The following is a 21,864-nucleotide window of genomic DNA, read 5'->3' as shown; positions in this document are numbered from 1 at the left end:
AAATGAATAAGCCTCATCTGATTACACTGGCCATTGCCCTTGCTCTTGGCACCCCGGCTATTGGCTATGCTGCACCCACTCTCGACAGCCTGGAAGCCCGCCTGGTGGCGATGGAGCAACGACTGCAACAGGCAGAAAAACGCGCCGCACAGGCTGAAACTCGCGCCAGTGAGGCCGAACAGCAGATAGCGCGTCTGGAAACGCAGACTCGGCAGCCAAAGACAGAGCCAGCGACCGCTGTCACGGCCCCCGTCAGCGCTGCTTCCGCTGCGCCCGTTGCGGCCGCTCCCGCGCCTGGCACGCAGGCCGGCGAAGGTTTTGAGTTTCATGCCTATGCGCGTTCCGGGCTGATTATGAATGATTCAGCGGCAGGCACACAGAGCGGCCCGTACCTGACGCCAGCCGGGGAAAGCGGCGGTTCCGTCGGGCGTCTGGGCAACGAGAATAATACCTACGTTGAGCTCAACCTTGAGCACAAGCAACGCCTTGCCAACGGAGCCACCACCCGTTTCAAAACGATGATTGCTGATGGACAGCGTGACTATAACGACTGGACCGGCAGTACCAGCGAACTGAACATTCGACAGGCGTTCGTCGAGTTGGGCAGCCTGCCGACTTTCAGCGGCGTGTTTGCAGACAGCACCCTGTGGGCCGGTAAACGTTTCGACCGTGACAATTTCGATATTCACTGGCTCGATTCAGACGTGGTGTTCCTTGCCGGTACGGGTGGCGGCATCTATGACGTGCAGTGGCAAGATGGGCTGAAAAGCAACTTCTCGCTTTACGGACGTAACTTCGGTGATATCGAAGCCATTGATAACACCATTCAGAACTATATCGTCACCAGTAACAACTTTGCCGGGCCGTTCCAGCTGATGGTCAGCGGCCTGCGCGCGAAAGATAACGACCAGCGCGTGAATACCAGCCGTGAAAACCATAACGCCGGTGACAGCGGTATTCATGCCATGCTGGCGTTACATAACGACAGTTTCTGGGGACTGCGTGAGGGCACGGCAAAAACGGCCCTGCTGTATGGTCACGGTCTTGGTGCCGAGGTCAAGGGCGTTGGCTCCGACGGTAATCTGACGCAGCAGGCAGAGACATGGCGTGTTGCAAGTTACGGTGTCACGCCGATCAACAAGACGTGGAGCTTTGCTCCGGCGGTTCTGGCTCAGAACAGCAGCGACCGCTACGCCGCCGGTGACCACTATCGCTGGGCGACCGTCAATGCGCGCTTTATTCAGGCAATCAATCAGAACTTCGCGCTGGCATACGAGGGAAGCTACCAGTATATGGACCTCGACCCGCAGGGTTACAAACAGCGTCAGGCGGTGTCCGGCAGTTTCTGGAAACTCACCTTCGCCCCGACCTTCAAAGTTGCAGATATCGGCGATTTATTTACCCGTCCGGAAATTCGTCTCTTTGCCAGCTGGATGGACTGGAACAGCTCTCTCGATCGCTATGCCAGCGATGATGCCTTCGGCAGCAGCGGCTTTGGTGCCGGTGGTCAATGGAACTTTGGCGTACAGATGGAAACCTGGTTTTGATACGCGCCTGACAACATAAAAACAAGGTACATAAAGTGAATATTGAAAGAACAGCCCAGGAACTGTTACCCCTGCTAGGAGGGCGGGAAAATATTGCCAGCGCCGCGCACTGTGCCACGCGTCTGCGTCTGGTGATGGTCGATGACGCAAAGGTTCAAAAAGAGGCGATAGAAGCGCTGGAAGGCGTCAAAGGCTGCTTCCGTAATGCCGGTCAGATGCAAATCATCTTCGGCAGTGGCATCGTCAATAAAGTGCATGCGGCATTTGTGCGCGAGGCCGGGATCGGCGAGTCGAGTAAAAGCGAAGCGGCAGATATTGCCGCGAAGAAACTTAACCCGCTACAGCGTATCGCGCGCGTGCTGTCCAATATTTTCGTGCCGATCATCCCGGCAATTGTGGCTTCTGGCCTACTGATGGGCCTGCTGGGGATGGTGAAAACATATGGCTGGGCCAGTGCCGACAGCGCGCTGTTTATCATGCTGGATATGTGCAGCTCTGCGGCGTTTATTATCCTGCCAGTTCTGATTGGTTTTACCGCCGCGCGTGAATTCGGCGGCAATCCTTTTCTTGGCGCGACGCTGGGCGGAATTCTTACTCACCCCGCGCTGACCAACGCCTGGGGCGTGGCCAGCGGTTTCCACACCATGAACTTCTTCGGTCTGGAGATTGCGATGATCGGCTATCAGGGCACGGTGTTCCCCGTCCTGCTGGCAGTGTGGTTTATGAGCCACTGCGAGAAGCGCCTGCGCCGAGTGATCCCCGACTCGCTGGATATCATCCTGACGCCGTTCCTGACGGTGATTATCTCCGGATTTGTCGCTCTGCTGATTATTGGCCCGGCAGGACGTGCATTTGGTGACGGTCTCTCAATGGTACTGAGTACGCTGATCGGCCATGCCGGCTGGCTGGCTGGACTGCTTTTCGGTGGCCTATATTCGGTTATTGTCATCACCGGAGTCCATCACAGTTTCCATGCGGTAGAGGCCGGGCTGCTGGGTAATCCGTCGATAGGCGTGAATTTCCTGTTGCCGATCTGGTCAATGGCTAACGTGGCACAGGGCGGAGCCTGCCTGGCGGTATGGTTTAAGACTCGTGATAGTAAAGTGCGCAGCATTGTCGTGCCTTCCGGCTTCTCTGCCCTGCTGGGGATTACTGAAGCCGCCATCTTTGGGGTGAACCTGCGCTATATCAAACCGTTTATTGCCGGATTGGTCGGCGGTGCGGTCGGCGGTGCCTGGGTCGTGACTATGCACGTTAATATGACCGCAGTCGGCCTGACAGCACTGCCGGGCATGGCGATTGTACAAGCCAGTTCACTGGTGAATTACCTTGTCGGTATGGTGCTCGCTTTCAGCATCGCCTTTGTACTGTCCCTTCTGCTGAAAATCAAGTTTGAGGTAAAAGCATGAGCGAAGCCCATCTGCTGAAGCAGGCTCTGCGCGCCGTGGTGAGCGGTCAGCAGCGTGCATCGCTTGATCATCACCGTCCGGCCTGGCATCTTGCCCCTCCTGTGGGGCTGCTGAACGATCCCAACGGTTTTATCCAGTTTAATCAGCGTTATGTGCTGTGCTACCAGTGGAACCCGCTGGCCTGCCAGCACGGAGCCAAGTTCTGGGGCCAGTGGAGCTCCTCCGATTTGGTTCACTGGCAGCATGAACCGCTGGCGCTGGCCCCGTCGGAAAGCTATGAGAGCCACGGCTGTTATTCAGGCAGCGCGGTGGATAACGCTGGCGTACTGACACTGATCTATACCGGTAATGTTAAATTCGACGATGGCAGCCGCACCGCGTGGCAGTGCCTCGCCACGCGAGATGAACAGGGTGAATACCGTAAGCTCGGGCCGGTGCTGGCGCTGCCCGAAGGGTATACCGGACATGTACGCGACCCTAAAGTTTGGCAGCACAACGACCAGTGGTATATGGTGCTCGGCGCACAGGATCTGACGCTACAAGGCAAGGTGCTGCTGCTGCGTTCACCCGATCTGCACCAGTGGACGCTGCTCGGCGAAATTGCCGGCAGCCAGCTTAACGGACTGGGCGACTTCGGCTATATGTGGGAATGCCCGGATCTGATCGAGTTGGATGGCAGCCAGGTATTGATAGTTTGCCCACAGGGCTTGCCAGCCGAGCAATGGCGTTATCGCAATACCTTCCAGAGTGGTTATTTTTGCGGCGAGCTGGACTATGACCGCGCTCACTTCCGCCACGGCGAGTTTCATGAACTGGATCACGGGTTTGAATTTTATGCGCCGCAAACCTGCCAGAGCGCTGACGGCAGGCGGCTACTGATTGGCTGGATGGGCATACCTGATGGCGACGAGTTCTTTCAGCCGACCAAAGCGCATGGCTGGATGCACACCATGACCTGTCCGCGTGAGCTGACGTTGGCCGCTGGCCGGGTTCTTCAGCATCCGGCGCGCGAACTGCAACAGCTGCGCCAGCAGGAGATTCGGCACAACGGCAGCGCTGACAGTTTACCGCAACTGGATATTGCCAGTGCCGAGCTGGAGCTGTCGATCGACGGCATCTGCCACGCCAGCTTTGCCGACACGCTAACGCTGGACGTTGAGCCAAAAGGCATCACGCTGCGCCGTAACAATCTGCGTAGCGGTGAGCCGGAGGAGCGTTACTGGCTGGGTGAGGTGCGCACCCTGCGTATTCTCTGCGATCGTTCAAGCATTGAGATCTTTATTAATGATGGCGAAGCGGTGATGTCATCGCGCTATTTCCCCGATCCACAGCCCCAACTTCGCTTCAGCGGCAGCGCGGGGATAGCGCTGCGTTACTGGAGGTTAAAACAATGCGTGATAGAATGAGGCTACGATCCCTCTCACCTGAACCGCTGTGACAAAAAACAAACGTATTACCATTAACGATATTGCCCGGCTGGCGGGGGTGTCCAAATCCACCGCCAGCCTGGTGCTGAATGGCCGGGGCAAAGAACTGCGCGTTGCACAGGGAACCCGCGATCGCGTGCTGGAGATCGCCCGCCAACAGCACTATCAGCCCAGTATTCACGCCCGCGCCCTTAACTCCGTCCGCAGTCATACTCTCGGGCTGATAGTGCCGGAAATGACTAACCACGGTTTTGCACGTTTTTCCCACGAACTTGAGATGCTGTGCCGCGATGCCGGTTTACAGCTACTGATCGCCTGTACTGCCGAAAATGCCAGTCAGGAAACGCTGGCGGTTAATAATCTTATTCAACGCCAGGTCGACGGGCTTATCGTCGCCTCCAGCATGTTGAACGATGCACAGTACCAAAAAATTAACCAACAGTTGCCGGTGGTACTGTTTGACCGCCACCTCGGCGAATCGACGCTGCCACTGGTGATCACTGACGCCATCGAGCCGACCGCCAGGCTGGTGCACGCCGTCATGAAAGAGGGCTACGACGAGATCTATTTTTTCGGTGGTCAGCCACGTATTTCCCCAACGCGCGATCGCCTCGCTGGATTCCATCTTGGGCTGGAGCGTTCTGGCGTAATAGCCAAACCAGAGTGGATCATGCACGGACATTATCACGCCAGTTCAGGCTATGAACTGTTCGCTGAACTTTATACGCGTCTTGGCCGCGTGCCGCAGGCGCTGTTCTGCGCTGCCTGTGGGCTACAGGAAGGCGTGCTGCGCTATCTCACCCAGCATCAGCTGCTGGATACGCCGATGCATCTGAGCAGCTTTGACGATCACTACCTGTATGATGCGTTATCGATACGTATTGATACGGTCGAACAGGATGAACGGTTACTGGCATGGAATTGCTTCGAGCTCATCACGCAGCTGATAGACGAGCAGATACCACAAACTTCTCAACGCTGGCTACCGGCACGGTTAAAATGGCGGCGTGCTACGCCATTTGGCGATGAGATTTAGCCCCGGCCGCCTGCTGGCATAAAGGGTAGTGATTGAACGATCGGATGTAAATACGCTAACGCCTTAAAGGCTGATAAGTCTGGTGCCGGACAACCCCGTTAATACCATGTTGATTAGTCTTACATAGCCTGTTTATTGGGCCAAACCTCTGTTTTCATCACATAGTTGCAACACATTCGCCTTAAAATTGACGAGTTAACTTTTCCATTCAGAATAAACCCCACTATTTTTCATCAAGATAGAAGGGTAATCTGCATAAATAGCGCCACTCAAATTGATACTTGCAAAAAAACCGTAAACCAGCGTAAACAAAACCAATAGATTAAGAAAAAAGGGTTATACTTTCACCACTTGTCTTTCAATTTGTCAGACTGTGTCTAACGAGCCTGCGCACGGGTGCAGGTCAACAGGCTTTAGATAAGGAGCGTTTGCCTATGAGTGCGCATGACAGCATTAAAACCCGTCATAAAGAGTCTTCCCTGCTTTTACCCATCGCCGCACTGATTATTTTATGGTTATGGGGCAACACCTCTTCAATTGCATTAGTGACAACCATCAACCTGATAGCGCTGGTGGCTATCCTGAGCAGTGCCTTTAGCGTGGTACGCCATGCTGACGTGCTGGCACATCGCCTGGGTGAACCCTACGGTTCGCTGATCCTCAGCCTGTCCGTGGTTATTTTGGAAGTCAGTCTGATTTCGGCCCTGATGGCCACCGGTGATGCCGCTCCGGCGCTTATGCGTGATACGCTCTACTCCATCATTATGATAGTCACCTGCGGGCTGGTGGGTTTTGCCTTGCTGCTTGGCGGCCGTAAGTTTGCCACCCAGTATGTTAATCTGGCCGGCGTTAAGCAGTACCTGATTGCCATCTTCCCATTAGGAATGATCGTACTGGTGTTGCCAAATGCACTGCCCGGCGGTAATTTTACCGTCGCTCAGGCTTTGCTGGTTTCGGCTATTTCGGCGGCTATGTACGGTGTTTTCCTGCTTATTCAGACCAAAACTCACCAGAGTCTTTTCGTCTATGAGCATGAAGATGACGGGGAAGATCCGCAGCACGGTAAGCCTTCTTCTCACTCCAGTACCTGGCACACCCTGTGGTTAATCGTGCATCTGATTGCGGTTATTGCGGTCACAAAAATGAATGCCAACACGCTGGGATCGCTGTTGACCGAGCTGAATGCACCGGAGCAATTTACCGGTTTCCTGGTGGCGCTGTTGATCCTTTCACCTGAAGGATTAGGGGCGATTAAAGCGGTGCTGGCAAACCAAGTTCAGCGTGCGATGAACCTGTTCTTTGGTTCAGTGCTGGCCACCATTTCACTGACTGTCCCAGCGGTAACCATTATCGCTACTCTGACCGGACAGCATCTGATTTTCGGCCTGGAAGCACCGCAGATGGTGGTCATGATATCCGCTCTGCTGCTGTGCCAGATTTCCTTCTCAACCGGGCGTACCAATGTGCTGAACGGCGCGGCACATCTGGCGTTGTTTATTGCCTATTTGATGACGGTTATGCTGTGATCTACTGCGGGGGACGGCTTATCGCGTCCCCCGCTGCAAGGCCACTTTAGCCTGTCAGATGACGGGGATTATTGTTGGGTCTGCGCCTGATACTCCAGCGAATGTCCGCTTCCCGTCAGTAGCAGGGTTTGTTCGGTCACTTTGACCGCCGCCCCATTCATCAGTACCGAGCTCAAAATCTGCTCCCACTGGTTGAGCTGCGGATCGCTGCACATCATCCGTGTTGATGCCATTTGCGGCACCTTCAGCAGGCCCTGCTCCAGTTTGCCCTGACCGAAGAAGCGGTTACACATCACGCCGCTCACCTTCAGCCCTGCATCAAAGTTGATCCCAGGCTTGATCCCCTCGCGCAACGTCACCGCTTTACCATCCACGGCGCTAAGCACAAACATCCGGTTTGCCAACTGTGGGCTATCGGACTGCGCGGCAATGCTGCTACAGCCGCTTACGGCGATAGCGCCCAGTAGTAATAGCAGGCTTTTCTTCATGATAACTCCTTTAGATACTTTCCATTTTGGTTTAAGAAGATGAGATCTCAGACGGGTCAACGCGCATTATGCGGTCAGAGAACGGGCCCCGGTAAGGCCCGTGAATTGAAGCGATCGATCAGTTGCTGGTATCCAGCTCTGGGAAACTTTTCACCAGATCGTCGATGGCTTTCATCTGCAACAGGAACGGTTCCAGCTTGTCAAGCGGCAGAGCCGACGGGCCGTCACACTTAGCATTCGCCGGGTCTGGATGCGCTTCAATAAACAGCCCGGCAATGCCGACCGCCATCCCTGCGCGCGCCAATTCCGTGACCTGGCCGCGACGACCGCTGGAAGCGGCGCCCATCGGGTCGCGACACTGTAGTGCATGCGTAACGTCAAAAATCACCGGGCTGTTGTTTGATACCTGCTTCATCACGTTGAAGCCCAGCATGTCGACCACCAGATTGTCATAGCCGAAGTTAGCACCACGATCGCAAAGGATAACGTTTTCATTACCCCCCTCGGCAAACTTGTCGACAATGTTGCCCATTTGGCCCGGGCTGACAAACTGTGGTTTTTTGACATTGATCACCGCGCCGGTTTTTGCCATCGCCTCGACCAGATCGGTTTGACGCGCGAGGAACGCTGGCAGTTGGATAACGTCCACCACGTCGGCAACCGCCTGGGCCTGACTCGCCTCATGGACATCGGTGATAATTTTCACGCCAAAAGCCTGTTTGATCTCCTGGAAGATTTTCATCCCCTCTTCCAGGCCCGGCCCACGGTAAGAGTGAATAGAAGACCGGTTGGCTTTATCAAATGAGGCTTTGAACACATAAGGAATGCCCAGTTTCTCGGTAACGGTGACGTAATGTTCACAGATACGCATGGCCAGATCGCGTGATTCCAGCACGTTCATGCCGCCAAACAGCACAAAAGGCAGATCGTTTGCCACCTTAATGTCGCCAATACTAACCACTTTTTGTTTCATCTCTTCGCCTTATATCTCAGGTTCACTTAATTTAGTGAAGGACAATCTGTTTCTGTTCAATGGAGTGGATCTGAACTTTAATCATCTCGCTGACCGGATCTTCAGGACATTGCTCAACAAAGTAGGTCAGATCGCTGAGTGCGATATGTTCGCACTCAAGCTGGGCAAAAATCAGTCCGCGATCGCGAATTTCATACGGATCTTCGGGGTCCATCTGCAACAGCACCTCGCTGGCGTGCAGCGCCAGCTCCATCTGTTTTTCGTCCATCAGCGCAGACTTCAGCGTATCGAGCATTTTACGCAGCACCATGGCCGGCTCTGCTTCCTGGAGATCGTCTTCATAGAGCTCCGCTCCCGGCCCGATATTGCCCTTCAGCCACACTTCCAGCGTGTGCTCATCCAGCGTTTCGCCATTGAATGGGTTGATTAACCATAAATTTTGGTCAATCCATTCGGCACGCAGAACCAGTTGCGTTGGGAAGATCACCGGAAGCAGAGGCAGATCAAGCTTCCCGGCAATATGCAGGAAAATAACCCCGAGTGACACGGCTGTCCCCTGGCGAGTGCCTAATACTTTATCCAGCCACAGGGTATCCGACAGGCGGTAAACCCCGCTGGCACCGCCAAATCCCCAGCGGCCCCAGAAAAGTTCAATCAGTTGCTGTAACTGCAAATCAGCGCCCAGCTCCGAGGGGATTTCAGCACGCGCTTCATCAACCAGCTGTGCCAGCTGCTTTCTGGCCTCATCGTCAGGAAAATCGCTGCGGATATACCGCGATGCAGTTATCATCGCTTCACTCAGCGACGTACTGCTAAAATCAAAATCAACTATCGACGTCATACAAACCCCAGCAGTGGCATTTTAGTGGTGGCTGACCTGATGATAGTCAGCCAGGCGATCAACGCCACAGCAAACGCCATCCAACGCGCTTTTTTGTGTGCGCGGGCGGCGTCCTAAAGCAATAAAACTCAGCGCAAGGCAGATGATAACGCCAAACGGCTTTTCCGTCAGCCAGTTACCCTGCGCGCTGAACAGGTAGAAATGAGTCATCGTCACCACGCCTGAAGTCAGCAGCATGGAGGAATGCGTCCGTAACATCAACGTTGTGATGGCAATGCTCGGCAAGTGAAGATTTTTTAGAGGCGTGTACCAGGCAACCATTTAGCGTCCCTTGCTAGTGTTTTTTTGCCCGAAGGTCACGCGATCGTTGCCGCCGTAATCCTGACAGGTTGCGATCTGACAGAATCGATTGTCCGCTAAAATTTGTCGTATCCTTTCGCCCTGCTGCCAACCGTGCTCTAAAAGGAGCCATCCCCCGTCAGCTAGATAGTGTCCTGCCTTAGCGGCAATAATTTTGATATCCGCTAAACCGTTATCGCCAGCCACCAGTGCGCTGGCGGGTTCAAAGCGCACGTCCCCCTGCGACAGGTGCTCATCAGCCGCGTCAATATACGGGGGGTTGCTGACAATCACGGCAAATCTCCGCCGATCGAGTGCGGAAAACCAGTTCCCCGGCATAAAGGTGGCGTTAGTCAGGCCAAGCCTGGCGGCATTATGCTGTGCCAACGCCACTGCGGCAGGAATGCGATCGATCCCCACCACCTGACAGTCTGGCCGTTCACTGGCCAGCGCCAGCGCGATTGCCCCGCTGCCGGTGCCCAGATCCAGTATGGAGCAGGGCTCGCCAGGCAGACGAGCCAGCGCCTGCTCAACTAACACTTCGCTGTCTGGACGCGGGATCAGCGTATCCGGTGTGACGCACAGCGACAGTGACCAGAACTCACGTTCTCCCGTCAGATAAGCTATCGGCTCACCGGCCGCGCGTCGCGCCAGTAACGCATCAAGTCGTTTCAGCGCTGCTGCGTCCAGCACGTTATCATCAAACCCGATCAGCCAGGCACGAGATTTGCCGGTCACCAACCCCAGCAGGATCTCCGCGTCACGCTTAGGACTGTCACTTTCGCTAAGTTGAGCGGTTGCGGCACGCAGCCAGTCACGTATCTGCATTAATCCTGTCCGGAGAGCGCCGCCAGCTGATCGGCCTGGTATTCCTGCACGATAGGCTCAATCAGCGTATCCAGCTTACCTTCCATTGCTTCATCCAGGCGGTAAATCGTCAGATTGATGCGGTGGTCGGTCACACGGCCCTGAGGGAAGTTATAAGTGCGGTTACGGTCGGAGCGATCGCCGCTGCCAAGCAGGTTGCGACGAGTAGAAGACTCTTCCTGTTGACGTCGTGCCATTTCAGCAGCACGAATGCGTGAACCCAGCACGCCGAGCGCTTTGGCTTTGTTTTTATGCTGGGAACGTTCGTCCTGACACTCCACCACGATCCCGGTTGGCAGGTGGGTAATACGAATGGCGGAGTCGGTGGTGTTAACATGCTGTCCACCCGCCCCGGAGGAACGGAAGGTGTCTATTTTCAGGTCGGATGGATTGATATCCGGCAGTTCGGCTTCCGGCAATTCGGGCATCACCGCTACGGTACAGGCCGAAGTATGAATGCGGCCCTGCGATTCCGTTTCCGGCACACGCTGAACACGATGTCCGCCGGATTCAAACTTGAGGCGTCCGTAGGCCCCTTCGCCGATGACCTTAGCGATAACCTCTTTGTATCCACCGTGCTCACCTTCGTTGGCGCTCATTACTTCCACTTTCCAGCGCCTGGATTCGGCGTAGCGGCTGTACATGCGGAACAGATCGCCGGCAAAAATGGCCGCTTCATCCCCGCCCGTTCCGGCGCGGACTTCCAGATAGCAGTTGCGTTCATCATCAGGATCTTTTGGCAGCAGCAGTACCTGTAGCTGCTGTTCAAGCTCTTCGCTGGTGGCGCGCGCTGCCTGTAGCTCTTCCTGTGCCATATCGCGCATTTCGACATCGCTGAGCATCATTTCAGCGGTTTCAATGTCTTCCTGGCTCTGCTGCCACTGACGGAAACACTGACTGACGTCGGTCAACTGGGCATATTCCCGCGACAAAGCGCGAAAACGCTCCTGATCGGCAATGACGCCAGCATCGCCCAGCATCGCCTCGACCTCTTCGTGACGCTCCTGCAAGGCTTCCAGTTTGGCAACAATAGAAGGCTTCATTCGTATTATTTTACCTTTTAAAAAGTGAGACCTGAAACGCTACTCCAGCCCGAGGCTGTCGCGTAAAATTTGCAGGCGTTCGCCATCGCCATCGCGGGCGGCCTGCTGAAGAGATTTGGTTGGGGCGTGGATCAAACGATTGGTTAATTTATGAGCCATATCACGCAGTACCTGTTCGGCATCAGCTCCCTGCTGCAAAGACTGGATGGCGCGCGCCTCGAGTTCAGCGCGCACCCGATCCGCCGAAGAGCGGTAGTCGCGAATGGTTTCAACCGCGTTCTGCGCACGCAGCCAGGACATAAACTCGCTGCTTTCTTGCACAACGATGGTTTCAGCCTCTACCGCTGCGGCCTGCCGCTGTGCCATGTTGCTTTCAATAATCGCCTGCAGGTCATCAACGCTGTAAAGATAGGCGTTCGCCAGTTTGCCCACTTCCGGTTCAACATCGCGCGGCACGGCAATATCCACCAACAGCATGGGTTGATTACGCCGTTTTTTTAACGCACGCTCCACCATTCCTTTACCAATAATTGGCAGCGGGCTGGCGGTAGAGCTGATAATAATATCGGCTTCGGCGAGACGCTCATCGATATCTGCAAGGCTGATAACTTCAGCGTCAACTTCCGCAGCCAGCACCTGCGCGCGTTCGCGCGTGCGGTTGGCAATCATCAATTTTTTCACCTTGTGCTGATGCAGATGGCGCGCGGCAAGCTCAATGGTTTCACCCGCCCCAACCAGAAGTACATTGACCGTGGTGAGCGATTCGAAAATTTGACGCGCCAAGGTACAGGCGGCAAAAGCCACCGAAACCGCACTGGCACCAATCTCCGTTTCGGTGCGCACACGTTTTGCCACGGAGAAAGATTTCTGGAACATGCGCTCCAGTTCACTGGACAGCGAATGCCCGCGCTGAGAGTCAGCAAAGGCTTTTTTCACCTGTCCAAGAATTTGCGGTTCCCCCAGCACCAGTGAATCAAGCCCGCTGGCCACGCGCATCAAATGGCTAACCGCCTCATTATCATGATGCCAATAAAGGCTTTTCAGCACCTCGTCGGGGCTCAGTTGATGATAATCGCATAGCCAGGCTATCAGCTGATCCTGCAGGTTCTCTTGCTGTTCAACACTAAGGTACAACTCGGTACGGTTACAGGTAGACAGCACCACGCCACCCTGTATTAGCGGCTGGGCCATCAGGCTGTTGAGCGCCTGTTCGAGGGTATCTGGCGTGAACGTTACACGCTCACGCAGGGCCACAGGTGCCGTTTTATGATTAATTCCGAGAGCCAGTAACGTCATGGTGACAGGTCGGGGAGATCCCACTGTTGATAGGGTTTTGTGAGGCGCATTCTACAAGATGCGCGGGATCAATAAAAGCCATGCTTCGTCTATCCCTGCAACAAGATATCCCTTACTTCGTTCGAATCAGATAATTTGTTCATTGACGGCATCAATTTAGCTGGTTAGCGTGAGCGGTTAATGCGGCAAGTATGCCCGAACCGAGTCTGAGGAGCTGACCTGATTATGTTATTGTCGAATCGCCGCCTGTGGCGGCTTCTTCCCCTTGCCAGCCTGCTGTTGACGGCCTGCGGCCTGCACACGCAGCCGCAAAAACCCGGTCAAAGCCCGACGTCTGCGCAGTGGCATCAGCACCAGCAGGCGGTTGAAAAAATAACCCAGTATCAAACCAGAGGGGCTTTTGCCTGGCTCTCCGATCGGCAAAAAGTCTATGCCCGTTTTAACTGGCAGCAAAGCGCGCCAGACCGCTACCGTCTGCTGCTGACCAACCCGCTGGGCAGTACCGAATTGCAGCTGGATCAGCAGGGCCAGGTAGCACAGATCGTCGACAACAAAGGCAAACGGTATGTCAGTAACGATGCTGCGCAGATGATTTCTCAATTGACCGGCATGACCATTCCATTGAGTAACCTGCGCCAATGGATGATGGGCCTGCCGGGCGAAGCTACGGATTATCAGCTGGACGATCGCTACCGCCTGCGTGAGGTCAATTTCAGTGAAGAGGGTAAACAGTGGCACGTTACCTACCTGAGCTACCACGACGAGCAAAACCCACAGCTGCCTGCGAATATTGAACTGCAACAGGGCGACCAGCGAATTAAGCTGAAGATGGATAGCTGGACGGTAAAATGACAACCACATGGCCCGCACCGGCAAAGCTCAATCTTTTTCTCTACATCACCGGCCGCCGTCCGGATGGCTATCACAATCTGCAAACGCTTTTTCAGTTCCTCGATTATGGCGATACTCTGACGATTGAAACCAATCAGAGTGGAGCTTTGCAACTGTTAAGTCCACTGGACGGCGTGGCCGACGATGAAAATCTGATTATTCGTGCGGCAAAACTGCTGCGCGAACAGGCGCAAAAGCATGGCACCCTGCCCGCTAATGCCGGTGCAAACTTCGCGGTAACCAAACGGCTGCCGATGGGCGGTGGCCTGGGCGGCGGCTCTTCCAACGCCGCCACGGTGCTGGTGGCGCTGAATCATCTTTGGCAAACTGGCTTCAGTTTTGAACAGCTGGCAGTCTTTGGGTTGCAGCTAGGTGCCGACGTGCCGGTGTTTGTGCATGGCTTCGCCGCTTTCGCCGAAGGGGTTGGTGAGCGGCTTACGCCGGTTTCACCCGCTGAGAAATGGTACCTTGTGATGCATCCTGGGGTCAGTATTGCCACACCTTTAGTCTTCAGTGACCCGGCATTGACCAGAAACACACCACATCGTGAAATCGCAGCCTTATTATCGAGCGAATTCCGCAATGATTGTGAGACAGTAGTAAGAAATCGTTTTTGCGAGGTTGAACAGCTCGTTTCCTGGCTGCTAGAATATGCGCCGTCACGCCTGACCGGAACGGGTGCTTGTGTGTTTGCTGAATTCGACACCGAGTCCGCCGCCCGTCAGGTGTTTGAGCTGGCTCCGGCTGGATTGCAGGGGTTTGTTGCGCGAGGCGTTAACATTTCTCCGCTACACCGCACCCTGTCGGAGCAACCGAGCCTAATGTGACAGTGTCACCCTGTTCCAGACACTGCACAACCGCTCTCAGATAACCCGACATCCCTGGCGCTGCTTCAGCGTTAAGGATGTCGGGTAAGACACCCGTATGAAAACGTAAACAGTATTCCGCCCAGTGCTGTTTTCGATATTTCATTCTCTGGACGCAAAGCCTGAGGTTCTTCTCGTGCCTGATATGAAGCTTTTTGCTGGTAACGCCACCCCGGAACTAGCACAACGTATTGCCAACCGCCTTTACACCAGCCTGGGCGACGCCGCCGTCGGTCGTTTCAGTGATGGTGAAGTGAGCGTACAAATCAACGAAAATGTACGCGGTGGTGATATTTTCATCATCCAGTCCACCTGTGCTCCTACCAATGACAACCTGATGGAACTGGTTGTGATGGTTGATGCCCTGCGTCGCGCTTCCGCTGGTCGTATTACTGCGGTCATCCCCTACTTTGGCTATGCACGACAGGATCGCCGCGTGCGCTCGGCCCGTGTTCCTATCACTGCCAAAGTGGTTGCCGACTTCCTTTCCAGCGTTGGTGTTGACCGCGTTCTGACAGTGGATCTGCACGCTGAACAGATTCAGGGCTTCTTTGACGTCCCGGTAGATAACGTGTTTGGTAGCCCCATCCTGCTCGAAGATATGCTGCAACTGGGTCTGGAAAACCCGATTGTGGTCTCCCCGGACATCGGCGGCGTGGTACGCGCCCGTGCCATTGCTAAGCTGCTGAACGACACGGATATGGCGATTATCGATAAGCGCCGTCCGCGTGCCAACGTGTCACAGGTGATGCATATCATCGGCGACGTGGCTGGCCGCGACTGTGTGCTGGTTGATGATATGATCGATACCGGTGGAACCCTTTGCAAAGCAGCCGAAGCGCTGAAAGAGCGCGGGGCTAAACGTGTATTTGCTTATGCCACTCACCCTATTTTCTCCGGTAATGCGGTCGAAAACCTGCGTAACTCGGTGATTGATGAAGTGGTGGTTTGCGATACTATTCCTCTGCCGGAAGAGATCAAAGCATTGCCTAACGTGCGTACCCTCACTCTGTCAGGCATGCTGGCTGAAGCGATTCGTCGTATCAGTAATGAAGAGTCCATTTCAGCGATGTTTGAGCATTAAGAGGCATTAAGCTGGCTGAATACCGTATTTGCTCCGGCATTATCTGATGCCAGGGCTTGATGCAGATTCAGCCTTTCAGTGCTGAGCACCTATTTTTTATGTCAGCACTTAGGGACAGGTAAGCGCCTGTCCCTTTTTATTTGAGCTGAGTTTTATTGATTAAGACAGGGTGTGGGCAAAGGGTAAATGCAGTTATCTGGCAGGAAATGAATGGGACAGTATCCACTCGGCAGCCCATAGTGAACAAAACTGTGCGCCCGTCTTAACAGGCGCAAACCTTACCATCACTGATGACGATGGTGATTGTGATGGTGCTGACCACCGCCATGACGGCAGCGCTGGTCGCCGCAATGGCGCACCCAGTAATATCGGTCGGCGATTTTTTCCCGACCACTGATTCTGGCCCCAGCTAACCACATCAGAGCACCGATAAAAATACTGAATATCGCACCATTTACCATAAATTGCGGCAGGCTGAGCTGTGGGAACTGATTCACCACGGAGTAACCAATGCCGGCAATCATTACCACCAATCCCAATATCATCAGTCCGTTACCTAAAAGATGTGTATGTTGACGTTTCATCGTGACCCCCAGACCTTTTCAATAGCAGACTCCGCTTCCACACAAAGCCAGTTTAGGAAACATTAAGAGATTTTGATGAGTCAGCGATCACATTTAGCGGTGATTATTTGACAAATTTTTACGTAAGGAGAACTTTGTACTTTACTGTCTTATACGCGCTTGCCTGCTGTTATAAATCGGGTTTTTACGCAGATCTTTGAGTTATCCGTTCTGCTTGAGTAAACTGGCCGCTTTCATCCGTATTTTGCAGGAAACATGATAAGTGAGCCGAATTAAACTGATCGTTGGACTGGCAAACCCCGGCGCCGAATATGCCGCCACGCGCCATAATGCTGGTGCCTGGTACGTTGACCTGCTGGCAGAGCGCCATAATCAGTCATTGAAAGAAGAGAGCAAATTTTTCGGCTACACCGCGCGCCTGAATATAGGGGGTGAAGATGTGCGCCTGCTGGTTCCCACCACGTTTATGAATCTTAGCGGCAAGGCAGTTGCCGCAATGGCGACCTTTTATCGTATTCCTGTTGAAGAAATTCTGGTGGCTCACGATGAACTGGACCTGCCGCCGGGCGTGGCGAAGTTTAAACAGGGGGGCGGCCACGGCGGTCACAATGGCCTTAAAGATATCATTAGCAGGCTAGGTAACAACCTGAATTTTCATCGTTTGCGCATCGGTATTGGCCATCCGGGGGATCGACAGAAAGTGGTTGGATTCGTACTGGGTAAACCTCAGGCAGTAGAACAACAGCTGATCGATGACGCGGTAGATGAAGCAGCACGCTGTACCGAACTCTGGCTGAAAGAAGATCGTTTGAAAGCGATGAACCGCCTGCATAGTTTTAAAGCGGGCTGATCGAACTCCCTGTTCCAGTAAAGCTCTCTCCGGGCGGTGGCTAATTCACTTTGCCCCGTGTGACAAGATGCCGTAGCAGATTGTCCAGGGTCAGCATCGGCATAAAATAGCCCTGAACCGCCCAAATATGGCTATCGCGCAGCACCTGTAGCTGCGCATTATCAATCATGCCTTCAATAATTATACGGCTGCTGTACTGGCGAATACGATCGATCAAGATGTTGAACCAAGGTTTACGCACGTTTATCTGGTAAAACTGACGATCCAACTTAATCGCTTCAAACATATTTGACTGTAGTGCATGCAGATTGGCATGTCCCGCGCCGAGATCGTTCAGCCATAACACATTAAGCCGTTCCACCAGCGTGCGCAGCAACGGGTTATTCATACCATCATGCAAATTAGGAAACTGTTCCGACAGCCTGAGCCGAACAAATGGCAGATGACTGAGCATTTGCTGTATCAGAGAGGACTCAATGACCGCCTGCGCCTGCTGAAAATCGATTGCCAGACTGCATAACAGCCCATGCTGAAGGAAAATATCCGCGTGATGTTCAACAATCAGCAACTGATTTAACAATCGAACCTGCGCCGGCATAAATGGCTGTGGAGCCAAAGGGTTGCCATGACCGGGTTTATTCTGTGGGCGGTAACATAAGTCGATGGCAATCAGCTCTCCGCAAAGCGTATGCAGAGGAATACAAAGAAATTCGTTTTTCATGCTGCCAACCGATTAACAGGCGTCCTGCCAATGAAATAACCTGTATTCTTATCAACTATAATGAATAAAACCGTCTGCACCGTGATGCATGACGGTTTTCAGATTATCGGCAGGATCGCCATCGGCTTTACGCTTCAAACATCGTTACTGGCAACTTTGTAATCCGGGTCGTCTAACTCATGAGTGCAAAAAGGTCCGGCCTGTTGCAGCAGACTGATACAGTCCTCACTGAGATGACGCAGACGCAGATTTTTTCCGGCCTCCAGATAGCGGGTTGTAAGTTTATCAATAGCCTCTACCCCACTGGAATCCATTACGCGGGTGCGAGCAAAGTCAATCACCACATTATCCGGGTCTTGCAGCGGATTAAATAACTCCTGAAAAGCCGTGGTGGAACCAAAAAATAACGGTCCTTCCAGTTGATAGGTCTTATGCTCCTGCGTCTCAGAGCGCTCAATAACACGGATACGCGCATGCTGCCAGGCAAAGACCAGTGCAGAAATAATCACACCACAGATCACCGCCAGTGCCAGGTCGGTGAAAATGGTGACCAGCGTCACCGCTACCATAATCACAGCATCCGCTTTCGGCATACGCTTCAGACGACGCAGAGAGCTCCACTCGAAGGTATTGATACAGACCACAAACATAATGCCCGCCAGCGCCGCCACAGGAAGCAGTGCGATATACTGCGACAGACTGACAACAAACAGGATCAGTAGTAGCGCGCCAACGAGGTTAGAGATACGCCCACGCCCACCGGAGGTGAAGTTGATAATCGATTGGCCAATCATCGCGCAACCCGCGAAGCTACCAAAAAAGCCACAAAGGGTATTTCCGATCCCTTGCGCGACGCACTCCTGATTACCAGCACCCTTTTTACTGCCCATTTCGTCGAGCACAGAGAGTGTTAATAACGACTCAATCAGCCCCACCAGCGCAATCACCACCGCATACGGCAGCACGATTTTCAACGTTTCCCAACTCAAGGGAGCAGTCGGCAGGTGGAACTGCGGCAACGTGCCGGAGATATCCGCCAGATCGCCGACACGCTTGGTATCAAGGCCAAAACCAACCGCAATGGCGCTGATGGCAATCAGCGCGGCCAGTGAACCGGGAATAGCTTTGGTCAGTTTAGGAAACAGCCAGACTATCAGCATAGCGAGTGCCACAAGGCCATACATCACCGGCCCCTGCCCTTTAATCATTGGGAACTGGGCCAGCATAATGACAATGGCCAGCCCGTTAACAAAACCGTAAATCGCGGGTTGCGGCACCAGGCGGATAAATTTACCCAGCCGCAGCACGCCAATCGACAGCTGGATTAGCCCCGCAAGGATCGTCGCCAACAGCACATACTCGTAGCCATGCTGGGTTATCAGGCCAATCAATACAACAATGATGGAACCTGCTGCGCCAGAAATCATTCCCGGTTTGCCGCCGAAAAAGGCGGTTATCAACCCCAGGATAAAGGCGGTGTGCAGCCCAATGGTCGGTGAAAGACCGGCCAGCAGCGAAAAGGCGGTGGCTTCAGGGATCAGTGCGACAGAGACCACTGCCCCGGCCAGGACGTCATTTTTCACGTCTCTCGCCCTGAAATTTTTCAGGTTAAACATACTCTTTCCAGTCTTCATTTAGCGTGATTGATAGTCAGTGCCGCATTTATCGGGCACAGCTGGCTCGTCAGAATGACGAGTGGCGGCAACAGGCGTTGCGCAGAGGGGAGGCATTTTAAGGTGGCGTAAGCCGCGAGCAATGCATCTGCAGGATCCCCCGGATCTTTGTAAAGTCGTGTCAGTATGGGAAAATGTGAGCAGGATCTCAAGAACTAAGTTAGCTGGGGCATGAGAAATCAACGCCATTAAGGCTAAAATTACGTGTATAATGCGCGTAAACTTATAAGACAACCGTCTGTGACAATATCCAGAGGTCTTTATTTACCTCTTGATTATCAAGCTATTAAGGTGATTCAAACATGGGATTCAAATGCGGTATTGTGGGCCTGCCAAACGTCGGGAAATCCACCCTGTTCAATGCGTTAACTAAAGCGGGTATCGAAGCTGCTAACTTCCCGTTTTGCACCATTGAGCCTAATACCGGCGTCGTGCCAATGCCTGATTCACGTCTGGACCAGTTGGCGGAGATCGTTAAGCCGCAGCGCATTCTGCCAACCACGATGGAATTCGTTGACATTGCCGGACTGGTCAAAGGGGCTTCTAAGGGCGAAGGCTTGGGTAATCAGTTCCTGACTAACATCAGGGAAACGGAAGCGATTGGTCACGTAGTACGCTGTTTTGAGAACGACAATATCATTCACGTGAACAATAAAGTCGATCCGGCTGATGATATCGAAACGATTAACACCGAACTCGCCCTGTCCGATTTGGATACCTGTGAGCGCGCCTTGCAGCGCGTGCAGAAAAAAGCGAAGGGTGGCGATAAAGATGCCAAAGCCGAGCAGATTGCGCTGGAGAAATGCCTGCCACATTTGGAAAAAGCCGGCATGCTGCGCGCGCTGGATCTGAGCGACGAAGATAAAGCAGCCATTCGCTATCTGAGCTTCCTGACCCTGAAGCCAACCATGTATATCGCTAACGTCAACGAAGACGGTTTCGAAAACAATCCTTATCTGGATAAGGTGCGTGAGATTGCAGCTAGCGAGGGCTCCGTAGTGGTGCCGGTTTGTGCCGCTGTGGAATCGGACATTGCTGAACTTGAAGATGGCGATCGCGAAGAGTTTATGGCCGAGCTGGGTATTGAAGAACCCGGTCTGAACCGCGTGATCCGCGCCGGTTACAGCCTGTTAAACCTGCAAACTTACTTTACCGCTGGCGTAAAAGAAGTGCGCGCCTGGACCATCCCGGTTGGTGCAACAGCACCGCAGGCTGCCGGTAAAATCCACACCGATTTCGAGAAAGGCTTTATCCGCGCACAGACTATCGCTTTTGATGACTTTATTGCCTTCAAGGGTGAGCAAGGGGCCAAGGAAGCCGGTAAGATGCGTTCAGAAGGTAAAGAGTATATTGTGAAAGATGGCGATGTAATGAACTTCTTGTTTAACGTCTAATTCGCTTTTGTTGTCTAATGAGGTTCATTGAATCTCATGGCGACCACAAAAACCCCATAAAATCCACGCGGTTGCGTGGATTTTTTTTCCTGTAACGCAGCCAAATATGAGTAGCAGATACTTCCATCTTAACTTCAGGTAAGCACAATAACGGTATAAGAAATACATCAGTCATCATTATGTTTACTGAGACGCAATGCTGCGCGGTAAACTCGCTTAGGCACGGGAGAAATACGGGCAAGACCGCAAATAAACCCGACACAGGCCAGAATTAGATAAGATCCACCAGCTTAACGAAGCATTCAACACTTTTGAGTTTATCGCTAAAGAGTGGGTGCGAATGAAAGACTGGTAGAAATCACCAAAACGCGTCGGCTGGATATGCTGGGGCGTGTGGTTTTCCCCTCCATTGGCAAACTCCCTATCAGGAAGCCACCCCGCACAACATTCTTAAAATTCTTCAGGAAACCGCTAAACGAGGCGCACCGACAGTTGCCACTGATGCCCGACGCACTATTTCATCAGTTTTCGAGCTGGCAGTGGCGACTCTGATCTCTTCCCTTTCAGTCTCCCAATCAGCAGCAACCATGTTTCCATACTGGTTTGAACATCACTGATCGTGGCCGCAGTTTAAACCCTAAATAGCTGATCCTAATATCGCTACACTTTGGCCAGACCATGCAGCCCGCCCGGGAAGGGGCTGATCGTTTCGATAAAGTGCCTCACCTTCTGAAGTCATTGCCACATTGAACGGTACTGATGATTGCGGGTGATTGTGTCGTGTAATGCCTGCCACAACCGTTCAACGTGATTGACCCACGGCGAGTAAACCGGCTGATAAATGACTCTGAACTTTGGATTCTATTTCAGCCAGCACAGCCTTTCCCGGCTCTTGTGGATGATGTAGCTATCCACGATGAGCGTGATGCTTCGTGCCCGGCGGTAGGTCGCTTTAAGGTGTTTAATCAGGCTGATAAACAGCCCCGAGCTTTTACTACTGCCACCCACG

The 21,864-nt window shown here is 53.4% G+C and carries 19 protein-coding genes and 3 pseudogenes; 11 read left to right on the top strand and 11 right to left on the bottom strand.

Annotation, left to right across the window (positions count from 1 at the left end; all coding sequences use genetic code 11):
* Positions 1 to 2: 2 nt before the first annotated feature.
* The 5 genes from EPIR_RS08380 (at position 3) to chaA (ending at position 6,945) form a co-directional block, all read left to right on the top strand.
* The gene (locus tag EPIR_RS08380; RefSeq protein WP_023654918.1) at positions 3 to 1,547 is read left to right on the top strand and encodes a carbohydrate porin; all 1,545 of its coding nucleotides are present in this window, start codon (positions 3 to 5) and stop codon (positions 1,545 to 1,547) included.
* A gap of 35 nt (positions 1,548 to 1,582) precedes the next feature.
* Complete coding sequence (locus EPIR_RS08375) at positions 1,583 to 2,956, top strand: sucrose-specific PTS transporter subunit IIBC (RefSeq protein WP_023654917.1); 1,374 nt, start codon at positions 1,583 to 1,585, stop codon at positions 2,954 to 2,956.
* Entirely contained in the window at positions 2,953 to 4,362 is a 1,410-nt protein-coding gene (locus EPIR_RS08370) for a sucrose-6-phosphate hydrolase (protein ID WP_023654916.1), read from the top strand. Before EPIR_RS08375 ends, EPIR_RS08370 begins: the two co-directional genes overlap by 4 nt.
* 28 nt (positions 4,363 to 4,390) lie before the next feature.
* The gene (locus EPIR_RS08365) at positions 4,391 to 5,419 is read left to right on the top strand and encodes a LacI family DNA-binding transcriptional regulator (protein WP_023654915.1); all 1,029 of its coding nucleotides are present in this window, start codon (positions 4,391 to 4,393) and stop codon (positions 5,417 to 5,419) included.
* 434 nt (positions 5,420 to 5,853) lie between these two features.
* Positions 5,854 to 6,945, top strand: a complete 1,092-nt coding sequence (chaA, locus tag EPIR_RS08360) for a sodium-potassium/proton antiporter ChaA (RefSeq protein ID WP_023654913.1) — start codon at positions 5,854 to 5,856, stop codon at positions 6,943 to 6,945.
* Positions 6,946 to 7,013: 68 nt separating this feature from the next.
* Here the strand turns inward: chaA and EPIR_RS08355 are convergent, their stop codons facing one another.
* The 7 genes and pseudogenes from EPIR_RS08355 to hemA all read right to left on the bottom strand — a co-directional run bounded on the left by EPIR_RS08355 (position 7,014) and on the right by hemA (position 12,792).
* A complete protein-coding gene (locus tag EPIR_RS08355; protein WP_023654912.1) occupies positions 7,014 to 7,433 on the bottom strand; it encodes an META domain-containing protein in 420 nt (139 codons plus the stop codon).
* A gap of 118 nt (positions 7,434 to 7,551) precedes the next feature.
* Positions 7,552 to 8,406, bottom strand: coding sequence for a 3-deoxy-8-phosphooctulonate synthase (gene kdsA, locus EPIR_RS08350; protein WP_023654911.1), 855 nt, complete (start codon positions 8,404 to 8,406; stop codon positions 7,552 to 7,554).
* Positions 8,407 to 8,437: 31 nt separating this feature from the next.
* A complete protein-coding gene (gene sirB1 / locus EPIR_RS08345; RefSeq protein ID WP_023654910.1) occupies positions 8,438 to 9,247 on the bottom strand; it encodes an invasion regulator SirB1 in 810 nt (269 codons plus the stop codon).
* Positions 9,244 to 9,568 (bottom strand): annotated as a pseudogene (locus EPIR_RS08340) (SirB2 family protein). The gene sirB1 and the pseudogene EPIR_RS08340 overlap by 4 nt, the downstream one beginning before the upstream one ends.
* Positions 9,569 to 10,414, bottom strand: coding sequence for a peptide chain release factor N(5)-glutamine methyltransferase (gene prmC / locus EPIR_RS08335; RefSeq protein WP_023654908.1), 846 nt, complete (start codon positions 10,412 to 10,414; stop codon positions 9,569 to 9,571).
* Complete coding sequence (prfA, locus tag EPIR_RS08330; protein ID WP_023654907.1) at positions 10,414 to 11,496, bottom strand: peptide chain release factor 1; 1,083 nt, start codon at positions 11,494 to 11,496, stop codon at positions 10,414 to 10,416. Before prfA ends, prmC begins: the two co-directional genes overlap by 1 nt.
* A 39-nt stretch (positions 11,497 to 11,535) precedes the next feature.
* A complete protein-coding gene (hemA, locus tag EPIR_RS08325; RefSeq protein WP_023654906.1) occupies positions 11,536 to 12,792 on the bottom strand; it encodes a glutamyl-tRNA reductase in 1,257 nt (418 codons plus the stop codon).
* Between the two features lie 225 nt (positions 12,793 to 13,017).
* On the opposite strand from hemA, the gene lolB reads away from it, so the two are divergent.
* The 3 genes from lolB to prs all read left to right on the top strand — a co-directional run bounded on the left by lolB (position 13,018) and on the right by prs (position 15,633).
* A complete protein-coding gene (gene lolB, locus EPIR_RS08320; protein ID WP_023654905.1) occupies positions 13,018 to 13,644 on the top strand; it encodes a lipoprotein insertase outer membrane protein LolB in 627 nt (208 codons plus the stop codon).
* Entirely contained in the window at positions 13,641 to 14,510 is an 870-nt protein-coding gene (ispE, locus tag EPIR_RS08315; RefSeq protein WP_023654904.1) for a 4-(cytidine 5'-diphospho)-2-C-methyl-D-erythritol kinase, read from the top strand. The genes lolB and ispE overlap by 4 nt, the downstream gene beginning before the upstream one ends.
* A 175-nt stretch (positions 14,511 to 14,685) precedes the next feature.
* Positions 14,686 to 15,633: a ribose-phosphate diphosphokinase gene (gene prs, locus EPIR_RS08310; protein ID WP_023654903.1), complete on the top strand. Its 948-nt coding sequence runs from the start codon at positions 14,686 to 14,688 to the stop codon at positions 15,631 to 15,633.
* A gap of 284 nt (positions 15,634 to 15,917) precedes the next feature.
* On the opposite strand, the gene ychH is transcribed toward prs, so the two are convergent.
* The gene (gene ychH / locus EPIR_RS08305; RefSeq protein ID WP_023654901.1) at positions 15,918 to 16,217 is read right to left on the bottom strand and encodes a stress-induced protein YchH; all 300 of its coding nucleotides are present in this window, start codon (positions 16,215 to 16,217) and stop codon (positions 15,918 to 15,920) included.
* A gap of 262 nt (positions 16,218 to 16,479) precedes the next feature.
* On the opposite strand from ychH, the gene pth reads away from it, so the two are divergent.
* Entirely contained in the window at positions 16,480 to 17,067 is a 588-nt protein-coding gene (gene pth / locus EPIR_RS08300) for an aminoacyl-tRNA hydrolase (RefSeq protein ID WP_023654900.1), read from the top strand.
* 40 nt (positions 17,068 to 17,107) lie between these two features.
* On the opposite strand, the gene EPIR_RS08295 is transcribed toward pth, so the two are convergent.
* Complete coding sequence (locus EPIR_RS08295) at positions 17,108 to 17,788, bottom strand: EAL domain-containing protein (protein ID WP_023654899.1); 681 nt, start codon at positions 17,786 to 17,788, stop codon at positions 17,108 to 17,110.
* A gap of 134 nt (positions 17,789 to 17,922) precedes the next feature.
* Positions 17,923 to 19,404: a SulP family inorganic anion transporter gene (locus EPIR_RS08290; protein ID WP_048697194.1), complete on the bottom strand. Its 1,482-nt coding sequence runs from the start codon at positions 19,402 to 19,404 to the stop codon at positions 17,923 to 17,925.
* A gap of 359 nt (positions 19,405 to 19,763) precedes the next feature.
* Between EPIR_RS08290 and ychF the strand changes: the two genes are divergently transcribed.
* Together ychF and EPIR_RS19050 are read left to right on the top strand one after the other, a co-directional pair.
* On the top strand, positions 19,764 to 20,855 hold the full coding sequence (gene ychF, locus EPIR_RS08285) for a redox-regulated ATPase YchF (RefSeq protein WP_023654895.1): 1,092 nt from the start codon (positions 19,764 to 19,766) through the stop codon (positions 20,853 to 20,855).
* A 231-nt stretch (positions 20,856 to 21,086) separates the two neighbouring features.
* Positions 21,087 to 21,406, top strand: a pseudogene (locus EPIR_RS19050) (phage integrase central domain-containing protein); the annotation flags it as partial.
* Between the two features lie 109 nt (positions 21,407 to 21,515).
* Here the strand turns inward: EPIR_RS19050 and EPIR_RS08280 are convergent.
* Positions 21,516 to 21,864: pseudogene (locus EPIR_RS08280) on the bottom strand (transposase); the annotation flags it as partial.

It is taken from the genome of Erwinia piriflorinigrans CFBP 5888, assembly GCF_001050515.1.
Classification (GTDB): Bacteria; Pseudomonadota; Gammaproteobacteria; order Enterobacterales; family Enterobacteriaceae; genus Erwinia; species Erwinia piriflorinigrans.
This window is presented reverse-complemented; position numbering and strand designations above follow the sequence as displayed.